The organism is Micromonospora sp. 4G55, assembly GCF_016803375.1.
The window spans coordinates 1-22,871 of sequence record NZ_JAEVHN010000035.1 but is presented as its reverse complement, the minus strand read 5'-3'; the positions used below and the strand labels follow the sequence as shown (position 1 = coordinate 22,871).

Sequence of the window (22,871 nt, the reverse complement as noted above, 5' to 3'; positions counted from 1 at the left end):
GGCGGCTGACCCGCGAGCGGCTCGACGCCCTCGTACCGGGGCTGATCGACGGCCTGGCGGCGCATCCCGGCATCGGCCTGGTCGTCGTCGACTCGGCCGCCGGGCCGCTGGCCATCGGGGCGCGCGGCTGCCACAACCTGCGGGACGGACAGGTCGACGGCGACGACCCGCTGGCCCCGTACGGCCGGCGGGCGCGTCAGGACCTGCTGCGTCACCAGGCGATGGACCACGTCGGTGACCTCGTGGTGATCAGCGCGGTGGACCCGGGTCTGGAGGAGGTGGCGGCCTTCGAGGAGCTGGTGGGCTGCCACGGCGGGCTCGGCGGTTGGCAGACGGAGGCCCTGCTCATCCACCCCGCCGACTGGCCGCAGGAGGGCGAGTTGGTCGGCCCGGAAGCCGTGCACGGGCAGTTGCTCGCCTGGCTGCGCCGGCTCGGGCTGCGCCGGCCCGACGAGGTGGACGACGAAGGGGACGGCCCGGCGGGCCGCACAGTGGACCCCGACCTGGGCGCCGGGTAGCGCCGGCGGCCGTCGGCTACGGCGCCACCGGCGGCTCGCCCGGCAGGGCCCGACGCCGGGCCAGCCAGCTCAACCCCTGGCTGACCAGCACGACGAGCAGGATCGCGGCGACGACGCTCTGCCACGGCTCGGGGAAGATCGCCCGTCCGAGGACGCCGATCGCGGCGTAGAGCACCGACCACAGCAGGCTGGCGGGCGCGTCGGCGAGGGCGAACCGCCGCCAGGTCAGCCCGGACAGGGCCGCCGCCAGCAGCACCGGGATCCGGCCGCCGGGGATGAGCCGGGACACCAGCAGCGTCGAGACGAGTTCCTCGCGCACCCGCGCCGTCATCCGGCCGACCCGCTGCCGGCCGCGCAGCCAGTGCAGCCGCCGGGCGAGCCGCTCGCCGCCCCAGCCGAGCATGCCGTAGGTCGCCAGGTCGCCCGCGTACGCCCCGAACGCGCCGGCGATCACGACGAGGACCACGGTCACCGGATCGCTGGTCGGGCGGCGAGCGCGGCGGCGCCGCTGACCGCCGCGCCGGTCGGCACCACCGGGACGACGGACCCGAAGAGCACCACCAGGATCAGCGAGCCCAGGACGCCGAGCGTCGCCGTCACGGCCGGCGCACCTCGACCGACTCGCCCGGCCGCAGCACGCGCACCCGGGTGCCCGGCGAGACCGCCTCGGCGTGGCGGGCGAAGTCGGCCCCCGGGCCGAAGAACCGGTCCGGCCGGACCCGTTCGCAGCCGACCGGCCAGAAGGTGCCGAAGTGGATCGGCACGGCCCACGCCGCCGCCACCCGCCGGACCGCCTCCGCGGCGCCCGCCGGATCGAGGTGGCCGGGGCCGAGGCGTGGGTCCCCATCCGCCGACCGGGACGAGCGCCAGGTCGAGCGGCCCCAGCCCGGCCATCTCGTCGAAGAGTCCGGTGTCCCCGGCGAACCAGGTCCGCAGCTCACCGTCGATCAGGTAGCCGAGGGCGGGTGCCCGGTGCCGGGACCACGGACCCCGGGCCGGCGTGGTGGGCCGCGGGGACGGCGGCGACCGTGACCCGGCCGATCGTGGTGCGATCGCCGACCACGAGCTCCGTGCAGCGGCGGGCGGCCGCCACGCCCAGCGCCTGACGGACCACGCGGCCGCACCCGCCGGCACGACCAGCGCGGTGTCCGGGGGCAGCCGGCGCAGCGACGCGAAGTCCAGGTGGTCGGCGTGCAGGTGCGACACGAGTACGGCGTCCGGGGCCCCCGGCAGCCGCGGGGTGGGCCCACGGCGTCGGCGCAGGTGGGCGAGCCGGTCACGCAGCAGCGGGTCGGTCAGCAGCCGGGTGCCGGAGTCCTCGATCCACACGGTGCTGTGCCCGTACCACGTCAGCCGCACGACACCGCCTCGGTCACGCCTGCCACCGTATCCGGCGGTGCCACCGTGCGGCCCGAACCTGACGTGGCCCGCCGTCGGGCCGAGGTCGGCTTCCTCCCTCTGACGGTCGGCGGAGGGGTCGAATCGGCCATTCCGCCGGAAATGCTGTCACATACTCATTCCGTCCGGCGGCGGCCGGGCGTGACGGCCGGGGTGGCGAAGGCCGGCGCCCGCGCCGTGGAGGGAGGGATCAGTCAGGTGAGCGTGGACGGCGACGGGCGGGTGCCGGCGGATCCCTGGCCACTGCCCAAGGGTGCCAAGGTGGCGGATCACCTCGTGCAACGGTTGGCGTGCTGGGGCGTCCGGCGCTACTTCGGCTACCCGGGCGACGGCATCAACGGGATGACCTCGGCGCTGCAACGCACCAACGAGCGGGCGCAGTTCGTACAGGTCCGGCACGAGGAGACCGCGGGCTTCGCGGCGTCGGCGCACGTGAAGTACGGGGGCGCCCGCTGGGCTGCGTCCTGGTCACCAGCGGGCCGGGGGCGATCCACGCGCTGAACGGCCTGTACGACGCCAAGCTGGACCACCAGCCGGTGGTGGCCCTGGTCGGCCACACCGCCCTCACGGCCGAGGGTGGCGGGTACTACCAGGAGGTCGACCTGCTGGCGCTCTACAAGGACGTCGCCGCGGCGTTCCTGGCCCAGCTCGACCATCCCGCCCAGGTGCGCCACCTGGTGGACCGCGCCTGCCGGACCGCGCTGGCCCGGCGCACCGTCACCGCCCTGGTGCTCCCCCTCGACGTGCAGGACGAGCCGGCGGTGCCGGAGCCGCCGTACGCCCACGGGTACTACCACACCAGCAGCGTGCCGAGCAGCGGCCCGACCGTGCCGCCGGAGGCGGAGGTGCGCCGGGCGGCCGACGTGCTGCGTGGCGGCGAGCGGGTGGCCATGCTGGTCGGGCAGGGCGCGCTCGGCGCCGAGAACGAGGTACGCGAGGTCGCCCACCGGTTGGGCGCGGGCGTCGCCACCGCGCTGCTGGGCTTCCCCGTGGTCGACCACCGGGAGCCCTGGGTGACCGGCGCGATCGGGCTGCTCGGCACCCGCCCGAGCTGGCAGCTGATGCAGGGCTGCGACCGGCTGCTGATCGTCGGCAGCAACATGCCCTACTCGGAGTTCTACCCGCCGCCGGGGCAGGCCCGGGCGGTACAGGTCGACCGGGACGGCACCCAGCTGGGGCTGCGGTACCCGACCGAGGTGAACCTGACCGGCGACGCGGCGGCCACCCTCCGCGCGCTGCTGCGTGAGCTGGGGCCCGGCCCCGCGCCGACCGGCTGGCGGGAGACGATCTCCGCGGAGACCCGGGCGTGGCGCCAGACGCAGCGGGATCTCGCCGAGCAACCGGCCGACCCGGTCAACCCCCAGCTCCTCTTCGCCACCCTCAACGACCGACTCCCCGACGACGTGATGATCTCGGTGGACTGCGGCACGACGACGGCCTGGTACGCCCGGCACCTCCAGGTGCGCCCGGGCATGCTGGCCAGCCTCTCCGGCACCCTGCTGTCGATGGGCGGCGCGATGCCGTACGCGCTGGCGGCGAAGTTCGCCCACCCGGACCGCCCGCTGGTCGCGCTCATCGGCGACGGCGCCATGCAGATGAACGGCGTGAACGAACTCATCACCGTGGCCAAGTACTGGCGCAGCTGGTCCGATCCGCGGTTCGTGGTGCTGGTGCTGAACAACCGGGACCTCGCCTTCGTCAGCTGGGAACAGCGCTCCACCGAGGGCACGCCGATGTTCCCGGACAGCCAGGAACTGCCGGACATCGGCTACCACCGGTGGGCGGAGGTGCTCGGGCTCGGTGGCGAGCTGGTCGACGCGCCGGAGCAGATCCCCGGCGTCTGGGAGCGGGCGTTGAACGCCGACCGGCCGGTGGTCGTCAATGCTCTCGTCGACCCCGCCGAGCTGATGCTGCCCCCGCACTTCACGCTGGAGCAGGCCCGCAACACCGCCGGGGCGCTGCTGCGCGGTGACACCGACTGGGCCGGCATCATCCGCCGGGGTCTGCCCGCCACCCTCACCGCCTACCGCTCACGTCGCAGGTGAGCGACGGGCGGGCGGGGCCCAGCGGCGCCCGGCAGCGCCCGGAGCGAGGTCCGTCCTGACGCCCGGTACGCCGCGGGCGGAACCGGGCCACCGGCCGGTTCGCAGTTGGACGGAACCGGCCCTGGGTGCCGGCCACCGCCGCTAGCGTCGGGAGCATGCCCGCCCGTCCGTCCCGCTGGACGATGCCGCTCCGGGTACTGGAGGCGCCGTCGTACCTGCAGGCGTTCGTGCTGTCCGGGGTGGTCACCGTGCTGCTCGTCCGGGCCTTCCTCCAGGCGGCCGGTTACCCGCAGCTCGGCGGCGGTGGGCTGCACATCGCGCACGTCCTCTGGGGCGGCCTGCTGATGACCACCGGGCTGGGTGTCGCGCTGGTCTTCCTGGGCAGCGCGGCGCGCAATCTCGGCGCGGTCCTGGGCGGGATCGGCTTCGGGCTGTTCATCGACGAGGTCGGCAAGTTCGTCACCGCCGGCACCGACTACTTCTACGCCCCGGCCGCCGGCATGATCTACGGCGCGTTCGCCCTGCTCGTCGTGATCACCCAGGCGATCCGGGGCCGGATCCGGCTCACCGGTCCGGAGCGGACGGCGAACGCGATGTACGCGGTGGTCGGCGGGCTGCGCACCGGCCTCACCGACGACCGGCGGGCGGCCGCGGCCCGGCTGGTGCGCGGATGCGGCCCGGACGTCGAGGACGCGATCAACCGGCTGCTCGACACGGTGCCCCGGCGCGAGGCACCCGGCCCCCGGTTCTGGCAGCCGTGGCTGCGCCGGGCCCGCCGCGCCGTGGTCTGGGTCACCACGCACCGGTGGGTGGTGGCGCTGGTGGTGCTCTACCTGGTCGGCGAGCCGTTCGTCGTCGTGCTGGGCGTCCTGCTGGACACGGTCACCGGCCAGCTGCACGACCAGCGGGAGTGGCGAGCCGTGCTCGGGGTCTCGATCTCCGCGCTGTTCACCGCGGTGCTCAGCATCCGGGGGGCGTCGCTGCTGCCCCGCGACCGGGCGCGGGCCTTCCGGCTGTTCAAACTCGCCCTCTTGGTCGACCTGCTGTTCGGGCAGATCTTCAGCTTCACCGTCAACCAGTTCGGGGCGCTCACCGCGCTCGCCGTGGACCTCTTCCTGCTGGGCGTGGTGACCGCGGAACACCGACGGCTCTGCCGGGTGGGCCCGGAGCCCGACCGCTGAACTCCGCCACCCGACCGCCGTCGCCGCCTCGCCCGGGGATCACCCGACAGCGCGGTGCCGGTCGCCGAGCGGTCCGGTGCTCTCCCGGACCTCCAGCCGGAACGGCAGGTGCAGGTCGGCGGGAGGAGCCAGCGGCGCGCCCTCGATCAGCGCGACCAGTCGCTGGACGGCGAACCGGCCGATGTGTTCCTTGTCGGGGGCGATGGTGGTGAGGGTGGGCGTACTGAACCGGCCCTCCTCGATGTCGTCGATACCCGCCACCGCGATGTCCCCCGGGACCCGCCGGCCGGCCTCGCCGATGGCCCGGACGGCACCGATCGCGACGAGGTCGTTGTAACCGAAGACGGCGTCCGGGGGTGTGTCGAGGGCGAGCAGGCGGCGCATGGCCAGCAGGCCGTCCCGGCGGCCGAACTGTTCGGTGGCCACCACCAGCTCCGCGTCCACCGGCAGCCCGGCCGCCGCCAGCGCCTCCCGGTAGCCGCGCAGCCGCAGCTGGGCCGACTGCCGGTCCTGCCCGGCTCCGGCGCCGATGAAGGCGATCCGCCGCCGGCCGAGTGCGAGCAGGTGCTCGACCACCAGGCGGCTGGCGGCGACGTTGTCGATCGCGATGTGGTCGTGGGGCACGTCGTAGACCCCCTCGCCGATCAGCACGAGCGGGACGGTGCCGGTGCGGGCCAGCACGTCGTCGCGGGTGATCCGGACCGGGCTGAAGATCAGGCCGTCGATGATGTGCCGGCGGGAGCCGTCCAGCAGCAGCAGCTCCAGGTCGCGGTCCGCGCCGCTGCTCTCCATCACCAGCGTGTAGCCGAGGCCGGCCGCCTCCCGGATGGCGGCGTCGGCCAGTTCGGCGAAGTACGGGTTGTTCAGCTCCGGGATGGCCAGGGCGATGATGCCGGTACGGCCCCGACGCAGGTGGCGGGCGCTGAGGTTGGGGGTGTAGCCCAGCTCGTCGATCGCCTGCTGCACCCGGCGCCGGGTCTGTTCGCCGACCGGCCGGTAGCCGTTGACGACGTTGGAGACGGTGGCCAGGGAGACCCCGGCCCGCTGGGCGATGTCCTTCAGGCTGACGCCCACGTACCACCTGCCTCGGCCGAAGGAGTCACGGCCGTCACCGTAGCCGTCGTACCTTGCTGAGGTACGTCTGGGTGACCACCACGACCAGCAGGAACGCCCCGCTCACCACCGACTGGATCGACGAGGTGAGGTTGCCGATCTGGTTGATCACGTTCTGGATCACGCCGAGCAGCAGCACCCCGCACAGGGTCCCGCTGACACTGCCGGCGCCCCCGATGAGCAGCGTGCCCCCGATGACGACCGCGGCGATCGCGTCCAGCTCCATGCCGACGCCGAGGATGGTGACCCCCGAACCGAGTCGGGCGGCGTTGAGGATCCCGGCGAATCCGGCCAGCAGCGCGCTGAGCACGTAGGTCAGCGTCTTCACCCGGGCGACCGGCAGCCCCATCAGCGCGGCGGCCTCCTCGTTGCCGCCCAGGGCGAAGACGGCCTGGCCGTACCGGCTGCGTTGCAGCAGCACGGCGCCGGCGACGCAGAGCAGCGCCGCCACGTACACCGGCCACCCGACGCCGAACAGGGTGCCCCGGCCGACGTCGAGCAGAGCGGAGTCGCGGGGCACCAGGTACGTCCGGGCACCCTCGTCGGTCACGGCGAGCAGCAGGCCGCGGGCGCCCAGCAGGCTGGCCAGCGTGACGATGAACGGGGCGAGCCCGGCCCGCGCGATGACCAGTCCGTTGAGCAGGCCGATCGCGCCGCAGACGGCGAGCGGCAGCAGGACGGCCGCCGGCGCGCCCCACTGGCTGGCCCAGGCGGCGAGCACCCCACCGAGGGCGAAGACCGAGCCCACGGAGAGGTCGATCCCACCACCGATGATCACGAAGGTCATCCCGAGCGCCACGATGGCCAGCGTCGACGACTGGATGGCGATGCCGGCGAGGTTGCCGGCGGTGGCGAACGACTCGAACAGCAGCGCTGCGGCGGCGCTGCCGAGCAGCAGCACGGCCAGGGCGCCGTGCCGCTGCGCCAGCGCGGCGAGCCGCTCGGTCCCGGCGACCCGCGAGGTGGGTAGCTGGGGCGTGTCGGCCGTCGCGACGTGGGCCGTGGTGCCGGTGGTCATCGCGTCCTCCGTTGCTGGGCGACGTAGACGGCGATCAGGATGATGACGGCCTGCACCATCTGTGCCGTGGAGTCGGGCAGGTCGTGCTTGATCAGGGTGGCCCGGAGCAGTTGCATCAGCAGCGCGCCGGCGACCGTGCCGAGCACCCGGATCCGGCCGCCGGACAGCGGCGTACCGCCGACGACCACCGCGGTGATGGCGGACAGCTCGATCAGGTTGCCGATCGCCGACGGGTCGCTGGCGGTGAGCCGGGCGGTGGCGAGGACGCCGGCCAGCGCGGCGAAGATCCCGCTGAGCACGTAGGTCACCACGAGGACCCGGCGGACCGGCAGCCCGGCCAGCTGGGCGGCGGCCCGGTTGCCGCCGATGGCGACGAGCTGCCGGCCGTACGTGGTCCGGTGCACGGTGAATCCGATCAGGACGGCCAGCACGACGGCGACCCAGGCGACCACGGGCAGCCCGAGGAGTTCGTCGGTGCCGAGGGCGAGCAGGTCCGGGTTGCGGATCTGCTTGAGCTGGCCGTCGGCGATGACCAGGGCCAGTCCCCGCCCGGCGACCAGCAGGGCGAGCGTGGCGACGATCGGTTGCAGCCCGACCACCGCGACCAGGGTCCCGTTGAGCACGCCGGCCGCCGTCCCGGCCAGCAGGGCCATGGCGACCGCGGGCCACAGCCCGAAGCCGAGATAGAGCGGCAGCACGGCGGCGGCCAGGGCCATCACCGAACCGACCGACAGGTCGATGCCCTCGCTGCCGATCACCAGCGCGAGGCCGAGCGCCACGATCACCACCGGCGCCACCTGCACCAGCTGGGTGCGGAGGTTGGCCAGTTCCAGGAAGTTGTCGGTGAAGACGGCGTTGAACAGCAGCAGCGCCGCGACGGCGGCGTACACCCCGACGGCGCGGACCCGGCGGGTGAGCGCGGCCCGGTCGGGTGCGCGGCGCGCGGCGACGGCGGTTTCAGCGCTGCTCATCGGCGGCCTCCTCCGGCGCGGCCAGGGTGGCCAGGATGGCGGGTTCGGAGACGTCCGCGCCGGCCAGCTCGCCGACCACGGCACCGGCCCGCAGCACCACCACCCGGTCGGCGCCCTCGACGAGTTCCTCGAGGTCGGAGGAGATGAGGACGACGCCCAGGCCGTCGCGGGCCAGCTCGCCGACGAGCTTCTGCACCTCGGCCTTGGCCCCGACGTCGATGCCCCGGGTGGGCTCGTCGAGCAGCAGCAGTCGGGGGTTGAGGCACAGCCAGCGGGCCAGCAGCACCTTCTGCTGGTTGCCGCCGGAGAGTTCACCGACCCGCTGCTCGGGGCTGGCCGCCCGGATGCGCAGCCGGGTCATGAACGTCTCGACGATCCGGTCCTGTCGGGCCCGGGAGACCACCCCGGCGCGGGCGAGCCGGGGCATGGCGGCCAGCACGATGTTCTCGCGTACCGACAGCTCGGGAATGATGCCCTCGGCCTTGCGGTCCTCGGGAAGCAGGGCCACCCCGGCGCGCAGGGCGCGCTTCGGGGTGGGCCGGCGCAGCCGGCGCCCGGCGACGGTCACCGTGCCCGCGTCCAGCGGCAGCGCGCCGACGACCGCCTTGGCGGTCTCGGAGCGGCCGGAGCCGAGCAGCCCGCCGAGCCCGGTGACCTCGCCCGGCCGGACGGTGAAGGAGACGTCGTGCAGCAGGTGCCGCTTGCGCAGCCCCTCGACCCGCAGGACCGGTTCGCCGTCGCGGGCGGTGTGGTCGCCGGTGAAGCCGGTGACGCCGTCGCGGCGGACCTCGGCCAGGTCCCGGCCGAGCATGGCCGAGACGAGCCGGAGGCGGTCGAGGCCGGCCAGCGCTCCGGTGTGCACGACCCGGCCGTCGCGCAGCACGGTCACCCGGTCGCAGAGCTGGTAGAGCTCGTCGAGCCGGTGACTGACGTAGACCACCGCGATCCCCCGGGCGCTGAGCCGGCGGACCAGCCGGAACAGCGTCTGCACCTCGCGTGGCTCCAGTGAGGAGGTCGGCTCGTCCATGACGAGCACCTTCGCGTCGACGGCGACGGCGCGGGCCAGGGCGACCATCTGCTGCGCGCCCAGGCTCATCGACCGCAGCGGCCGGGTCACGTCGACGTCGACGCCGTAGCCGGCGAGCACCTCGGTGGCGTCCCGGTTCATCCGACCGACGTCGAGCAGGCCGAACCGGCGGGGCTCCCGGCCCAGGAAGAGGTTCCGGGCGATGCTCAGCAGCGGGATGAGGTTGACCTCCTGGTAGATGGTCGAGATGCCGGCGCGCTGGGCGTCCAGCGGCCGGCCGAAGGTGACCGGTGCCCCCCGGTAGCGGATCTCCCCGGAGTCGGCCTGGTACACGCCGGTGATCACCTTGATCAGGGTGGACTTGCCGGCGCCGTTCTCGCCGACCAGGGCGTGCACCTCACCGGGTGCGACGCTGAGGCTCACGGCGTCCAGGGCGCGGACACCGGGGAAGTGTTTGCTGACGTCGCGCACCTCGAGCACGGGTGCGGCGTCGGTGTCGGTCATGTCGGTGGCCCCTCTGCGACGGCGACGGAGCGGGTGCCGGCGGTCCGGCGCGCCACCCGGGCGCGCCGGACGCGGGCGGTACGTCAGTACGCGCCGGCCAGCGACTCCCTGGCGTTGGTCGAGTCGTACTCGCGGTCGGAGATGATGACGTTCTCACCGATCGCGGTGCCGGCGTAGAAGTCCTGCGCGGTCTTGAAGGCCAGCGGACCGAAGCGCGGGTTGGACTCGATGACGGCGTTGATCGTGCCGTCGACGATCGCCTGGACGGCGTTGCGGGTGCCGTCGATCGAGACGATCTTGACGTCCTTGCCGGGGCTCTTGCCGGCCGACCGCAGGGCGGTCACCGCGCCGAGGGCCATTTCGTCGTTCTCCGCGTAGACGGCGGTGATGTCGGGGTTGCTGGAGATGAGCTGCTCCATGACGGCCTGGCCCTTGTCGCGGGCGAACTCGCCGGTCTGCTGGGCGACGATCTGCAGTCCGGGCGCCTTCGCCTTCACCTGCTCGACGAAGCCGTTGGTCCGGTCGGTGGTGACGTTGTTGCCGGACGAACCGAGCAGGATGGCGACCTTGCCCGTGCCCCCGGTCGCCTTGATCATCGCGTCGGCCGCGCGGCGGCCCTGCTCGACGAAGTTGGAGCCGAGGAAGGCCAGGTAGTCCTTGCACGGCGCGGCGTTGATCTTCCGGTCGATGGTCAGCACCGGGACCTTCTTCGCCGCCGCGGCCTGCAACGCCGGCTCCAGCCCGTCGGAGTTCAGCGGCGCGACGATGAGGAACTGCGCGCCCTGGGCCAGCATGTCCTGGATGTCGCTGATCTGCTTGGACAGTTGCGACTGGGCGTTGGTGACCAGCAGCTTCTTCACGCCGATCTTCGCGGCCTCGTCGCGGATCGACTGCGTCTCGGCGATCCGGAACGGGTTCGCCTCCTTCTCGGACTGGGAGAAGCCGACGACCGCGTCGGCCAGGTCGAGCTTGGCGGCGCGGTACTGCTGCAGAGTGCAGCCGGCGCCGCCGGGCGTGCTGCTGGCCACGACCTGCTGGCCCTCGCTGCCGGCCGGGGCGGGCGTGTCCTCGCTCTCGCTCTTCGTGCAGCCGGCGAGCACTGCGGCGCCGGCGATCAGGGCGACGGTCGCGTTCGCCAGAACGCGGATCCTGATGGTCATCCGTTGCTCCTCGTACGCGGTGGGGTGGGGGTCGGACGGTGCCGACGGTGCGTATCGGTGCACGCGTGTGCCACCCGCGCGTCGGCCGTCCCCGTGCTGGTGGAGCGCTCTCAAGACATTGATGAACAGCCATTGACCGACCGTCCACGGTGGGCCTATAACGTTATACGTACGTTCACGGATGTCAATAAGATCCGTCAGCGCCGTCGATGGGTCACCGCGACATCCGCCCGCCCGGGCACCCGTCCGCCGTCCCCCCACCGAAGACGGAGACGCCATGAGACACCGCGTCCACCCCCGCCCGCCCTGGATCCGATCGCTGCTGGCCCTGACCACACTGGTCGGTGGTCTGCTGGTCGCGCCGCCGGCCGCGCAGGCGGTCCCCGCGAAGCCCGCGCCCCTGACCACGCCCTGGACCGCCCAGGCGCTGTCCGGCACGCCGCTGCCGGAGTACCCGCGCCCCCAGATGACCCGCCCCGACTGGCAGAACCTCAACGGCGAGTGGCAGCTGCGGCAGTCCGCGACCGACGACCCACCCCCGTTCGGCACCACCCTGCCCGAACGGATCAACGTGCCCTTCCCGGTGGAGTCGGCGCTGTCCGGCGTGCGCCGCTCCCCCGGCGACGACCGCAGCTGGCTGTACTACCGCCGCCTGTTCACCGTCCCGGCGGGCTGGGCCGGCCGGCAGGTGCAGCTGCATTTCGGCGCGGTCGACTGGCAGACCACCGTCTGGGTCAACGGCGTGCAGGTCGGCGGCCACACCGGAGGCTACGACGCCTTCACCTTCGACGTCACCGCCCGCCTCAACGGCGGCAGCAACGAACTCGTCGTCAAGGTCTTCGACCCCAGCGACAGCCGGCAGAACGGCACCCTGCCCGCGATCGGCAAGCAGACCCGGACGCCCGGCGGCATTTTCTACACCCCCAGTTCCGGCATCTGGCAGACCGTCTGGCTGGAGCCCACTCCCGCCGCGTCGATCAGCAGCGTCGACCTCTACCCCAGCCTCGCCGACAACCGGCTGCGGGTACGGGTCTTCACCCGTGGGAACGTCAGCGGACACAGCGTCCTGGCCGAGGCGCTCGACGGCACGACGGTCGTCGGCTCGGCCACCGGCGGCTTCACCGAGTTCTCGGTCCCGGTGCCGAACGCCCGCCGCTGGTCCCCCGACGACCCGTTCCTCTACCACCTGCGGGTCACCCTGCGCGGCAGCGGCGGCGCGACCGTCGACCGGACCACCCACTACTTCGGCATGCGGGAGATCACCACGGGCCTGGTCAACGGGGTGCTGCGGCCGAAGCTGAACGGCCAGTTCGTGTTCCAGGTCGGCACCCTGGACCAGGGCTACTGGCCCGACGGGATCTACACCGCGCCGACCGACGCGGCGCTCGCCTTCGACCTGCAGAAGCACAAGGACCTCGGCTTCAACATGGTCCGCAAGCACATCAAGGTCGAACCGCAGCGCTGGTTCTACCACGCCGACCGCCTCGGCCTGCTGGTCTGGCAGGACATCCCCTCGCTCACCGCGCAGGACATCAACCCGAACGACGCCCAACAGGCCCAGTTCGAGGCCGAGGCCCGCGAGATCGTCGACGAGCACCGCAGCTCACCGGCGGTGGTCGCGTACACGGTCTACAACGAGGGCTGGGGCGAGCGCGCGCTGGCCGACACCCGGCGGGTGGCTCAGGCGGTCAAGGACCGGGACCCGACCCGGCTGGTCAACCCGCACAGCGGGTACAACTGCTGCCAGTCCCTCGGCAACCCCGGCAACGGCGACATCGACGACTGGCACGTCTACGTCGGCCCGGACTCGCCGCAGCCGTCGAGCAGCCGGATCGCCGTGCTCGGGGAGTTCGGCGGGCTGGGGCTGCGTACCCCGGGGCACGAGTACAGCCCCAACGGCAACTTCCTGGCGTACGAGTGGCAGCCCGACTCGACGTCGTTGACCAACCGGTACGTCGGCCTGGTGCAGGGCAGCCGCAACCTGATGATCGGCCGGGGCCTGAGCGCGTCGGTCTACACCGAGATCACCGACGTGGAGGGCGAGCTCAACGGCTTCCTCACCTACGACCGCCAGGTCGTCAAGATGGACCAGGCCCGGGTACGGCAGGCGAACCAGGAGCTGATCGCCGCCTCCAAGGCGATCGGTAGCTCCACGCCGGTCGCCCTGCCGGTCGGCCAGCGCCGCTCGCTGCGGGTGACCACGCCGGGCTACACCGACCGCTACCTGCGGCACCGGGACAGCCTCGCCTACACCGAGGTGGTGACCGCCGCCAGCCCGGCGCTGCTCAAGGCCGACGCCACCTACACGATCCGGGCCGGACTCGCCGACCCGAACTGCTACTCGTTCGAATCGGTGAACTACCCCGGGCAGTACCTGCGCCACGCCAACTCCCGGGTACGCAACTCGCCGGACGACGGCACGGCCCTGATGCGGGCCGACGCCACCTGGTGCGCCCGTACCGGGCTGACCGGCAGCGGGGTGTCGTTGGAGTCGTACAACTTCCGGGGCTCGTACCTGCGCCACTACGACTCGGAGGTGTGGCTCAGCAACGGTGCGGGCGGAGCCGCCTACAACACCCCCACCCTGTGGGCGGCGGACAGCACCTGGACCGTCGCCGAGCCGTGGGCGCCCTGACCGGCGTACCGCAGCCCGCGCAACCCGATCCGCCGGCCGGTCGCCTGACCGCGGCCGGCCGGCGGCGCGACGCCGGCCTCGGCGTGGATGACAGGTTTATCGGTTGATGACGCCCATCCTTCTCCGACCTCAGGGCAGCCCGCTCCAGGGGTCCTCGCGGCGCCAGATCGTCGGCAGGTGCAGGGCGACGCCGTCGCGGTCGGCGAGGCGGCCGAGCACGCGCATGGTGGTGTCGAGGTCGTCACCGGCGTACGGCAACGCGCGCGGCGGCCGGTCCAGTGGGCGGAAGAAGTCGTCCCAGTGCGTGAGCACGACCCGCCGGGCACCGACGATCCGCACGGTCTGCGCCCAGTAGCTCGTGAGGTATCCCTCGTCCCGCACGCCGAGCTGACCGACCCCGAGGTACGCGACGTCGGCGCGATGCCCCTCCAGCGCCCCGGGAACGAAGCCCGCGCTGCCCTGCACCAGGGCGGTGCGACCGGTGTCGTGCCGGACCAGGAGCGACCACGCCTCACCGCACCGGTAGGTACGGGCCCGGACCGGCGGCACGACGGGCTCGGTGATGACCCCGGGGAAGCGGTCCGGAGGGCAGTGTTCCGACGCCACGAACGCGAGGGTGAACGCGCCCGACGTGACCTGCTCGCCGGGGGCCACGACGCGGATCCGGTCCGGCGGCAGGCCGTGGCCGCGTCCGACGTTGGCGGCCGACTCGCCACCGACGAGTGTGGCGTTGGTGCGCTCCGCGACGACGGCGGAGTCCAGGACATGGTCGAAGTGGGTGTGCACCGGCACGACGGCGTCCAGCCGGCGGTCGGCGAGCCCGGCTCGGGCCAGCGCGCCGGCGATCCGCTCCTGGTCGGGAGCGATCCTGGCGAACGCGACCCTGAGCAGCGAGGGCCGGGAGAGGAACCCGTCGGTCAGGATGGCGGATTCGCCGTCGTCCAGCAGCAGCGTGGACACGCCCAGGAAGACGGCCGCGAAGCTCCCGGCGGCCGGCGGCACGTCGAACCGGGCCGCGTAGCGGTCCAGGTCGGGACGGCCGAGCTTCAGGCGCATGGGCGGGATGCTAGCCCGCCGGGGTCACGGCAGACGCCCTTCGGTACGGCCGGCGCTCGTTCGCCGGCGCGGAGCGGGGGCGGCCCGGACCGGCTCAACGCGGCCTTCTCCTCGGCGGTCGAAGGCGAGGGACGACGTGGTCCCGCCGATCCGGCTCCGAACGGAGGCGGACCGGCGGGACGCGTCGCTTCCGGCAGGTTCACCGCGGCGCAGATTCCGCGGCGATCGCCGGTTCAGGGTGCCGATGCGGTCAGCGGGTACGCAGCGGGGCGAGCGCGGTGCTCCAGGCCACGACCTGGTCGAGCGTGGTGGTGAGCGCGTCCTGCTGGAACTGGGTCGGCTTGAAGACGCTGAAGTTCTCGAAGTCGGTGAAGAGCGACAGCGCCACCTGCGCGCGCACGTCGGCCATCTGGAGCTCGCCGGCGATCAGACGGAGGTGCTCCACGGCCCGGGTACCGCCGGCGGAGCCGTAGCTGACGAAGCCGACGGCCTTGTTGTTCCACTCGGCGTAGAGGAAGTCGATGGCGTTCTTGAGGGCACCCGAGGTGGAGTGGTTGTACTCGGGAGTGACCATCACGAACCCGTCGAACGACGCGATGGTGTTGGCCCAGCGGATCGTGTGCGGCTGGGTGTACTGGCCCATCGCCGGCGGGTACGCCTCGTCGAGGTGCGGCAGCTGGTGGTCGAGCAGGTCGACGAGCTCGAACTCCGCGTCGGAGCGCTGCTTGGCGACCTCGAGGACCCAGCGGGCGACGGCTTCTCCGTTACGCCCCGGGCGGGTGCTACCGAGGATGATTCCGATCCTGGTCATGGCTGGTGCCTTTCAGAAGTCCTTACCTGGCTCGGTGAAGGCTAGCCACTGCTTGCTTGGTCAAGCAATTAACTGGCCCGTGCCAACCATCACAACACCGGCGGCGATTGTTTGGTCAAGCAACTAGAATGGGCGGCATGTCCGGTAGCTCCGCCACACCTCTGCGACCTCTCAACCCCGATGAGGAGGCGCTGGTCCGCGCCCTGGGCCAGCTGATCTACGTCCTGCCCCGGGCGATCGACGCCGACATGGTCGGCGCACACCAGCTGCCCTTCACCGAGTACAACGCCCTGCGGGTCCTCTCCGAGGCGCCGGACCGGCGATTGCGGATGAACGAACTCGCCGCCGCCTGCCAACTCTCCCTGAGCGGGATGAGCCGCACGATCAGCCGCCTGGAGACCCAGGGCCTGGTCGAGCGGGTCCGGAGCGGGGAGGACGCGCGGGGCTGGAACGCCGTCCTCACCGATGCCGGCTTCGCCCGCCTGGAGCAGTCCTGGCCGAGCCACCTGGCCGCCGTGCGGCGGCGGTTCCTGAACCACTTCGAGGGCTTCGATCTCGCCCGGTTGGCCGACGCGTTCCAGCGGGTCGGCACGGCCGACTGAGCCGCCTCGACGTCGCGATCCCCCGGACCGAGGTGGCACACCGAGCCGCCACCGGCTCACCCCCGGTCTCTCGACCGGGTCGAGCCGCATCCGGAGAATGGTCGATACTTCGGGTGGCAGACACAACACCGCGCCGTCATGGGGTATCAAGGACCAGTGGCAGCCGAGCAGGGCCCCGTGGCCATCTCCGATCTGGTCGGCGCCGAACGCCGGGCGGTGGCGGAAGAACTCTGGCAGAAGTGGCGGTTCGAGGGCCGCGGCGCCGCCCTGCTCTTCGGATTCGCCGGTGTCGGCAAGTCGGACCAGGTCGTCCGACCACTGAGGAACTGGGCGGCGAGCCAGTCCATTCCGACGGCCTGGGTCGACGTGCCCGTGGGGACAGCGGACGTGGCGACAACCATCGGCGGCCGCATCCTGGAGGAGCTGAAGGACGGGGGTCACCCGGGGGTGGCCGCCACGGTGTCGGCCGACGCCACCCTCGCCGACATCCTCCGCTTACTGCTGGCGGCGGGCGCGCTCATCGTCATCGACGAGTTCCAGCGGCTGCTCGACCCGCAGGGCAAGCCGTCGGCGTCCCTGGCGCGAATGCTGGAGCAGCTCGCCCGGCGCCCGACGGACCGAGGCTGCCTGCTGCTGGTGTCGAACCGGCACCTCGACTGGACCTGGACCGAGCATTTCCACGTCACCGAACTGCTGCCGCCCGACGACGCCGACGCCATCACGATCGTCCTCGACCACCTCGGCGCGCAGCAGGCCGACGCCCAATTCCCGCACCACCGGCGGCCGGAGGTCGTACGCCGCCTCGGACGGAACCCGAGAGTGCTGCGGCTGCTCGGCTACCTGCTCAAGTCACACCTGTTGGAAGGGCTGTTGCCACCGAGCGGGAGTGCTCCCGAGGAACCCTTCGACTCGAAGCTCGTCGAGGAGATCGAGCGGACGCTGCTGGCCAAGGCCGCCGAGGGCCTGCCGGAGTCCACCCGCGCCTTCCTGCGCGACATGTCGGTGATCCGCGACTGGGCCGACTGGGACCTCATCGAGGCGATGGGCGGCGGCCGGGGTGAGGTCCGGGAGCTGGTGCGCGGCGCCCAGGAGCGGTACCTCCTGCAGGCCCGCACCCAGACCGACCGGCCGGGAGCCGGTCCCGCCGGGCGATACCAGGTGCATCCGCTGCTCCGCGAGGCGGACGGCGTCCAGCTGCGCCGGGACACGGCCGCCTGGCGGGCCGCGCACGCCCGCGCCGGCGACTGGTACGCCCGGAAGCTGCAGGCCGCGGGACGGACCGCGATCCACGACCGGACCCTCCTGCTCGGCCTGGACGGCGCCGCGTACCACTACGCCGCGGCCGACGCGGAAGACGCCCTGCTGACGGCGATCGAGCCGGCCAGGCGCTACATCGGTCAGCGCTACGGGTGGATGTCGGTACGGGTGAACACCGCCGGGGAGCGGGACGCCCGCATCGCGCTGCTGGAGCTGTACAACAGCCGGTGGGGCACCCCGGGCACCCACTACCACCTGGCCATGCTCCTGCGCGATCGAGGCCGCCCGGAGGACCTGTCCCGAGCGATGCCGCAGGCGGAGTCCGCCACCCTGGATCAGGATCACGCCGACCCCTGGGTGTTGTGGGCCAAGCTCGTCTGGGCGGTGGACGGCGCCGAGGCGGCGATCGCGGTGGCCCGCGAGGCCACCGCCCATGTCGCACCGGCCAAGAGCCTCTTCTCGGTGTACCAGCAACTCGGCGGTTACCTCAACGAACGGCGGCGTACCGCAGAAGCCATCGCGGCGCTGCGCCAAGGTGTGGACCGCGCCCGGGGCAACACCGAGCGACTGGCCGCGCTGGCCGCCCAGTACGCGGCCGGCGCGCCCACCGACGACCTGCTCGAAGGGGTGGTCGCCTGGTTGCGGGAGAGACCGGAACTCGAGGTCCAGTACCGGTTGGCGCAGGTGTACCTGCTGGAACGCGGGCAGCGCTGGCACGAGGCGCTCGCGGTTCTCGCCGACGGCCGGCGGCTGAGCCCGAGATACATCAACTTCTCGGTGCACGAGGCGCTGTGCCACCTCGCGCTGGGCGACGCCGTGCGGGCGCAGGAGGCCGTCGACAACTACCCCGCCCAGAAGGGCTTCTCCACGTCCTCGGCCTCCACCTGGTGCGCGGCCTTCGTCGCCCTCGAACTCGGCCGGACCTCGGACGCCTCGGAACTGGTCCGGACCTATCTCGGCAGCGACGTCGCCGGCTCGACCCCGGACGAGATCCGCGCGCTGTTGCTGCACAGTTGGGACACCAGCGTCGGCCGCTTGGACTTCACCTCCCCGCCCTCGTTGGTGTTTCCGATCCTGCCGCCCGCCCTCAGCGGCCTGTCGACCATCGCCATCAGGCCGCAGTACGGCGACCCCGTCCTGCCGCGGAGGCAGCCGGACGGTGCCGCCGCGACCCGCGACGGCCGGCCGCAGGTCCTCGCCCTGGCCACCGAGTGGTCCTCGTCGCTCGGCGGCCTGAGCACCTTCAACCGGCAGCTGTGCGGCTCGCTGACCGCTCACGCGCGGGTGACGTGCGTGGTGTTGCGGGCCACCGACGAGGAACGCCGGGACGCCACCGCGGCGGGCGTCACGCTGATCGAGGCGCCGGAGGCGCCCGGAGCCTCGGACGTCGACCGGCTGTCCCGCCGGCCGCCGCTTCCCGAGGGCACGGTTCCCGACGTGATCATCGGACACGGCCGGTGGACCGGCCCGGCCGCCCACCACCTGGGCGACGACTTCCCGCACGCCAAGCGCCTGCACTTCCTGCACGTCATTCCCGACGACATCGAGCGCCACAAGGCGGACCGCGGCGTGGACGCGGGGGTGCTCGCCGAGGAACGGCAGGAGGTCGAGCTGGCGCTCAGCGCCGAGGCCGACCACGCCGTCGCGGTGGGGCCGCGGATGTACTACTGGTTCCTGCGGGACCTGGAGGCTCGCGGCGTCGACCCGGCGCGGTTGATCCGCTTCGATCCCGGCTTCGACCTCGGCGTCGGATCCCCCCGCCAGCCACCACAGGGCCGGCCCTGGACGGTGCTCCTCGTCGGCCGGACGGAGGACGACCGCCTCAAGGGGCTCGACCTGGCGGCGCGCGCCTTCAACCTGGCGCGCCGCCGGCGCGGTGCCGGCACTCCCCGGGTCGAACTCCTCGTCCGCGGCGCCCCTCCGGAGACGTGCTCCACCCTCGAGGACCAGATGAAGGGCTGGGCCGCGGACGCCTCGCTGCCGGTGCGAGTGCGCCCGTACTCGACCAGGGCGGAGCGGCTGGCCGCCGACCTTCGCGCGGCCAGCCTGCTCCTCATGCCCTCCCGGGCCGAGGGCTTCGGCCTCGTGGCGGTGGAGGCCATCCTCGCCGGCACGCCGGTGCTGGTGAGCAGCGAGAGCGGTCTGGGAGAGCTGCTGGAGGAGCGGCTCGGGCCGGAGGAGGCGGCCCGGATCGTGGTACCGACGACGGGTGACGACGAGCGCGACGTCGAGAGCTGGAGCAACGCCATCGACGGCGCGCTGCGCAACCGGGAGGCGGAGTTCCCCGGGATCGCCGACCTTCGCGCCCGGCTGGCCCGGGAACTGACCTGGTCCACGGCGACCGCCACCCTGCTGGACCGCGTCCTGAACACCGCGGACACCAGGCCGCCGGCGCCCCGGTCACCCGAGGAGTCGCCGTACGAACGGCCGGCGGCACCGCGAGCCTGACCACGAGCGCAGTGTCGCCGGTTTCTGGAATCAGTAAGGATCGTGTTCGGGCGGCGTCGCCCACCTCATGAGCGGCCGGGCATGGTCGCGGCCGGATCGGGAATCGCAGGGCCGCCAGCAGGACCGACGGAGGAGACGCGCCATGACGGACCCCTCGCTCACCGGGTCGAACAGTGCCCGGCCACAGTCCTCGCCGCAGGAGCGGGACGTCGGGCCGGCCGGCGGCGGGTTCGCCGTCGTGGAGATGTTCACCTCCCAGGGCTGCAACAGCTGCCCGCCGGCGGAGGAACTGCTGACCGAGATCGAACGCGAGGCCCGGACGGAGGGACAGCCCGTCTACGCCATCGGCTTCCACGTCGACTACTGGGACGACCTGGGCTGGCCGACCCGTTCGCCGACGCGGCGTACACCGCGCGGCAGCGGGCGTACGCGCACGCATTCGGCTCCGGGGGGTTGTACACGCCGCAGATGATCGTGAACGGCACCGTCGAGTTCGTCGGCTCCGACCGTCGACGGGCGGCGACCGCGATCGCCGCCGCCCTCACGGAGGCAATCACCACGCCGCTCGCGCTCTCCCTCGAGGACACCACCGGGGGCGACGGGCACCGGGTGGTGGTGGACTACCAGACCGAACGGCCGCCGCCGCGGGCGGTGTTGAACGTGGCGGTCGTGGAACGCGGCCTGGAGAACGACGTCCCCCGGGGCGAGAACGCCGGGCGGACGCTGCGGCAGGACAACGTGGTGCGCGCCTTCACGTCGGTGGGCCTGGACGCCGCGAGCGGGCGGGTCGAACTGGCGATGCCGCCGGACCTCGACCCCGGACATGCCTCGGTGGTCGGCTATGTCCAGCACCACGGCAACAAGGCGATCGTCGGCGCGATGGCCGTCGAGCTCGCGATCGAGCAGGGCGCCTAGCCCCCCCCCCCCACCACCCAGGGTCATCGGGCGGCCGGGGCCTTGTTGGCCTTGCGCAGCCCGAGCAGGGCGACCAGGGCGAGCACGATGACGGCGATGGCGTACTCCTTGGCCGTCCGGAGCAGACCGCCGTGGACCACGAGGAAGCCGGCGATGACGGTGGGCAGGCCGAAACCGACGTAGCAGATGATGTAGAGCAGAGAGAGCACGCTGGCGCGTTCGTGGGCCTCGACCAGCGGCACGATCGTCTTGAGGCTGCCCTGGAATCCGGCACCGAAGCCGACGCCCCCGAACGCGAGCCCGACGAAGAATCCGGCGATGGACTCGGTGGTGACCGACACCAGCGTGATGATCATGCCCAGGATGAGTGCGGTGATTCCGGTGAGCATCACCTTCCGCGCGGCGGCGTTGCGCAGCAGCAGGATGGCGGCGGTCCCGAAGAGGGAGAAGACGAAAACGACCAGACCGCCGGCCACGATCGAGCTCTCCATGAGGGCGCGGGTGAGCGCCGGACCGAGCGCGCCGAAGAAGCCGGCCAGCGCCCAGACGGAGAAGACCACCGGAGCGACGACGAGGACCGGCGCGCGTACGGCGCGCGGCAGCCTGATCTCCGGGCGCAGGCTCTGCAGGGCTCCGCTCATCGGCGTGACCGTCTCCCGCATCAGCACCACCCCGATGCCCTGGATCAGCAGGACGACGAGCAGGACGACGTACACCAGTCGGGTCGGCGCGGGGAAGAACTGGATGAGCAGCGCCGACAGCAGGGCACCGGTACCGGTCCCGACGCCGGGGGCGATCGAGTTCGCGAGCGTGCCACGTGCGGGGTTGATGTCGAGCATGGCGGCGCCGACGGCGCGGTGGCGACGCCGGCCGCGAGCCCCTGCACGACGCGGGCGGCCACCAGCGTGGGTACGCCCCCGGCGAAGACGAAGACGACCAACGCGATCATCTGGATCGCGATCGCGACCAGCAGGACCGGCCGCCGCCCGACATGGTCGGAGAGCTTGCCGAAGGTGAGCAGGGACGCCAGCACCGCGAGGGCGTAGACGGCGAACACCACGGTGGTCGTGATCGGCGAGAAGTGCCAGCGCTCCTGATAGATCCCGTAGAGGGGGGTCGGGGCCGCCGACGCGGCCAGGAACGACACCAGGATCGAGGCGAGCAGAAACAGGGCGACACCCGGCGAGATCCGCCCCTGTCCGGCGTTCTTCATCAAAGTGCTCCTCAGGTGAGCTGCGAGCGGCGGTCCGGCGCGGTCGATCCGGACGCTCCGCTGAAGGCCGCAGCGGAGTACCCCTTGCGCCGCGTCGCACGCGACGTGAATGACGCCTCTCTTCACCTTCGGCCCAGGCATGCGGAACATCCGGCGGTGGTGGACCACTGCTCGACCTGACGGGCGACCTTCCGGTCCCGGTGGCGGAGCCGGCCGTCCGGTCGGCCCGTCCGGGGCAGCCGGACGATCGAGGCCCCGCCGGTAACCGCCGTGGACCCCCGGTGGCGCCGCGGCCGGGGCGCTGACCGCATTGCGGCCCATGGATGTCACGGCCGCCGGAAAATAGACGAACGTGCACCGGCCTCGACCGAACGCATCGACGGCCGGCACGATCCGGGGATCTCCGCCGAAGATCATCAGTGCCATGATGTGGAACAGCTTCCGCTGTCCAGAGATCTACACCTGTCACATGAATGACTGTTCACGGAGGCCGGCGCGGGTAGCTTCCGACCTGCGGGATCAACCCGCCGGCCGGTCGTGTCACCGCATACCGGCGCCGCACCCGCGACCCCACTCGACCAGGCCGAGCCGACACCACGTCAATCGGCCGTCATCGACGGGTTCGGGCTTGTCGACCACGAGCTACCGCTGGCACCGACCGGCGCGTCCGACGGCGCGTCTCCGGTCGGTGTCGGCGTACAGGAGGCATCCGCGATGACCGACGTCCTGAGGTCCCGGCAGGCGACGCCGGTGGCGTCACTCCGGGTCGACCCCGCAGGCGTCGGCCCGGTCGCGGCCTCGTACGCGCAACGCCAGATGTGGCAGCTGAGCCGCCTCGATCCCGAGTCGGCCATGTACCTGGTGCCGCTGGCGTACCGGCTGCGCGGGCCGCTGGACGTGGCGGCGCTGTCGGCGGCACTCGACGCACTGGTGGCCCGGCACGCGGCCCTGCGCACCACCCTCACGCCGGCGCCGGACGCCGGGCCGCCCGGCGGGGCC

At 72.7% G+C, this 22,871-nt stretch carries 17 protein-coding genes and 4 pseudogenes; 8 read left to right on the top strand and 13 right to left on the bottom strand.

The window, feature by feature from the left end:
• Window positions 1–518 (top strand): annotated as a pseudogene (locus tag JNW89_RS05645) (phosphodiesterase); the annotation flags it as partial.
• A gap of 16 nt (window positions 519–534) precedes the next feature.
• Here the strand turns inward: JNW89_RS05645 and JNW89_RS05640 are convergent.
• From JNW89_RS05640 to JNW89_RS38570, 4 genes and pseudogenes are all read right to left on the bottom strand, one after another.
• Window positions 535–990, bottom strand: coding sequence for a VTT domain-containing protein (locus JNW89_RS05640; RefSeq protein WP_238447995.1), 456 nt, complete (start codon window positions 988–990; stop codon window positions 535–537).
• Window positions 987–1,118 carry a hypothetical protein gene (locus JNW89_RS36500; protein ID WP_255540435.1) on the bottom strand — a complete coding sequence of 44 codons (132 nt, stop codon included), beginning with the start codon at window positions 1,116–1,118 and terminating at the stop codon, window positions 987–989. The genes JNW89_RS05640 and JNW89_RS36500 overlap by 4 nt, the downstream gene beginning before the upstream one ends.
• Window positions 1,115–1,300: a hypothetical protein gene (locus tag JNW89_RS05635; RefSeq protein WP_238447994.1), complete on the bottom strand. Its 186-nt coding sequence runs from the start codon at window positions 1,298–1,300 to the stop codon at window positions 1,115–1,117. Before JNW89_RS05635 ends, JNW89_RS36500 begins: the two co-directional genes overlap by 4 nt.
• A 109-nt stretch (window positions 1,301–1,409) precedes the next feature.
• Window positions 1,410–1,847, bottom strand: a pseudogene (locus JNW89_RS38570) (MBL fold metallo-hydrolase); the annotation flags it as partial.
• Between the two features lie 267 nt (window positions 1,848–2,114).
• Between JNW89_RS38570 and JNW89_RS05630 the strand changes: the two are divergent.
• Both JNW89_RS05630 and JNW89_RS05625 read left to right on the top strand, forming a co-directional pair.
• Window positions 2,115–3,961: pseudogene (locus tag JNW89_RS05630) on the top strand (thiamine pyrophosphate-requiring protein).
• A 182-nt stretch (window positions 3,962–4,143) separates the two neighbouring features.
• Entirely contained in the window at window positions 4,144–5,142 is a 999-nt protein-coding gene (locus JNW89_RS05625; protein WP_238447998.1) for a hypothetical protein, read from the top strand.
• 39 nt (window positions 5,143–5,181) lie between these two features.
• Here the strand turns inward: JNW89_RS05625 and JNW89_RS05620 are convergent, their stop codons facing one another.
• From JNW89_RS05620 to JNW89_RS05600, 5 genes are all read right to left on the bottom strand, one after another.
• Window positions 5,182–6,216, bottom strand: a complete 1,035-nt coding sequence (locus tag JNW89_RS05620; RefSeq protein ID WP_238447993.1) for a LacI family DNA-binding transcriptional regulator — start codon at window positions 6,214–6,216, stop codon at window positions 5,182–5,184.
• Window positions 6,217–6,250: 34 nt separating this feature from the next.
• Complete coding sequence (locus JNW89_RS05615) at window positions 6,251–7,273, bottom strand: ABC transporter permease (RefSeq protein WP_238447992.1); 1,023 nt, start codon at window positions 7,271–7,273, stop codon at window positions 6,251–6,253.
• Window positions 7,270–8,244 (bottom strand): ABC transporter permease, encoded by a 975-nt coding sequence (locus JNW89_RS05610; protein ID WP_238447991.1) that lies wholly within the window; start codon window positions 8,242–8,244, stop codon window positions 7,270–7,272. Before JNW89_RS05610 ends, JNW89_RS05615 begins: the two co-directional genes overlap by 4 nt.
• Complete coding sequence (locus JNW89_RS05605) at window positions 8,231–9,775, bottom strand: sugar ABC transporter ATP-binding protein (protein ID WP_238447990.1); 1,545 nt, start codon at window positions 9,773–9,775, stop codon at window positions 8,231–8,233. Before JNW89_RS05605 ends, JNW89_RS05610 begins: the two co-directional genes overlap by 14 nt.
• An 83-nt stretch (window positions 9,776–9,858) precedes the next feature.
• Window positions 9,859–10,935: an ABC transporter substrate-binding protein gene (locus tag JNW89_RS05600; RefSeq protein ID WP_238447989.1), complete on the bottom strand. Its 1,077-nt coding sequence runs from the start codon at window positions 10,933–10,935 to the stop codon at window positions 9,859–9,861.
• Window positions 10,936–11,212: 277 nt separating this feature from the next.
• Between JNW89_RS05600 and JNW89_RS05595 the strand changes: the two genes are divergently transcribed.
• Window positions 11,213–13,570, top strand: a complete 2,358-nt coding sequence (locus tag JNW89_RS05595; protein WP_238447988.1) for an AbfB domain-containing protein — start codon at window positions 11,213–11,215, stop codon at window positions 13,568–13,570.
• Between the two features lie 129 nt (window positions 13,571–13,699).
• On the opposite strand, the gene JNW89_RS05590 is transcribed toward JNW89_RS05595, so the two are convergent.
• Together JNW89_RS05590 and JNW89_RS05585 are read right to left on the bottom strand one after the other, a co-directional pair.
• Window positions 13,700–14,626 (bottom strand): MBL fold metallo-hydrolase, encoded by a 927-nt coding sequence (locus JNW89_RS05590; RefSeq protein WP_238447987.1) that lies wholly within the window; start codon window positions 14,624–14,626, stop codon window positions 13,700–13,702.
• A gap of 250 nt (window positions 14,627–14,876) precedes the next feature.
• A complete protein-coding gene (locus JNW89_RS05585) occupies window positions 14,877–15,437 on the bottom strand; it encodes an NADPH-dependent FMN reductase (protein ID WP_238447986.1) in 561 nt (186 codons plus the stop codon).
• Window positions 15,438–15,574: 137 nt separating this feature from the next.
• On the opposite strand from JNW89_RS05585, the gene JNW89_RS05580 reads away from it, so the two are divergent.
• The 3 genes and pseudogenes from JNW89_RS05580 (at window position 15,575) to JNW89_RS05565 (ending at window position 20,659) form a co-directional block, all read left to right on the top strand.
• Window positions 15,575–16,039, top strand: coding sequence for a MarR family winged helix-turn-helix transcriptional regulator (locus JNW89_RS05580; protein ID WP_238447985.1), 465 nt, complete (start codon window positions 15,575–15,577; stop codon window positions 16,037–16,039).
• Window positions 16,040–16,216: 177 nt separating this feature from the next.
• Complete coding sequence (locus JNW89_RS05575) at window positions 16,217–19,744, top strand: glycosyltransferase (protein ID WP_238447984.1); 3,528 nt, start codon at window positions 16,217–16,219, stop codon at window positions 19,742–19,744.
• A gap of 67 nt (window positions 19,745–19,811) precedes the next feature.
• Window positions 19,812–20,659, top strand: a pseudogene (locus JNW89_RS05565) (DUF1223 domain-containing protein).
• Window positions 20,660–20,682: 23 nt separating this feature from the next.
• Here JNW89_RS05565 and JNW89_RS05560 read toward each other — a convergent pair.
• A complete protein-coding gene (locus JNW89_RS05560) occupies window positions 20,683–21,375 on the bottom strand; it encodes a hypothetical protein (RefSeq protein WP_238447983.1) in 693 nt (230 codons plus the stop codon).
• Window positions 21,345–21,872: an MFS transporter gene (locus JNW89_RS05555; protein ID WP_238447982.1), complete on the bottom strand. Its 528-nt coding sequence runs from the start codon at window positions 21,870–21,872 to the stop codon at window positions 21,345–21,347. The genes JNW89_RS05560 and JNW89_RS05555 overlap by 31 nt, the downstream gene beginning before the upstream one ends.
• Before the next feature lie 714 nt (window positions 21,873–22,586).
• Between JNW89_RS05555 and JNW89_RS05550 the strand changes: the two genes are divergently transcribed.
• On the top strand, window positions 22,587–22,871 hold a 285-nt coding region (locus JNW89_RS05550), incomplete at its 3' end, for a condensation domain-containing protein (protein WP_238447981.1).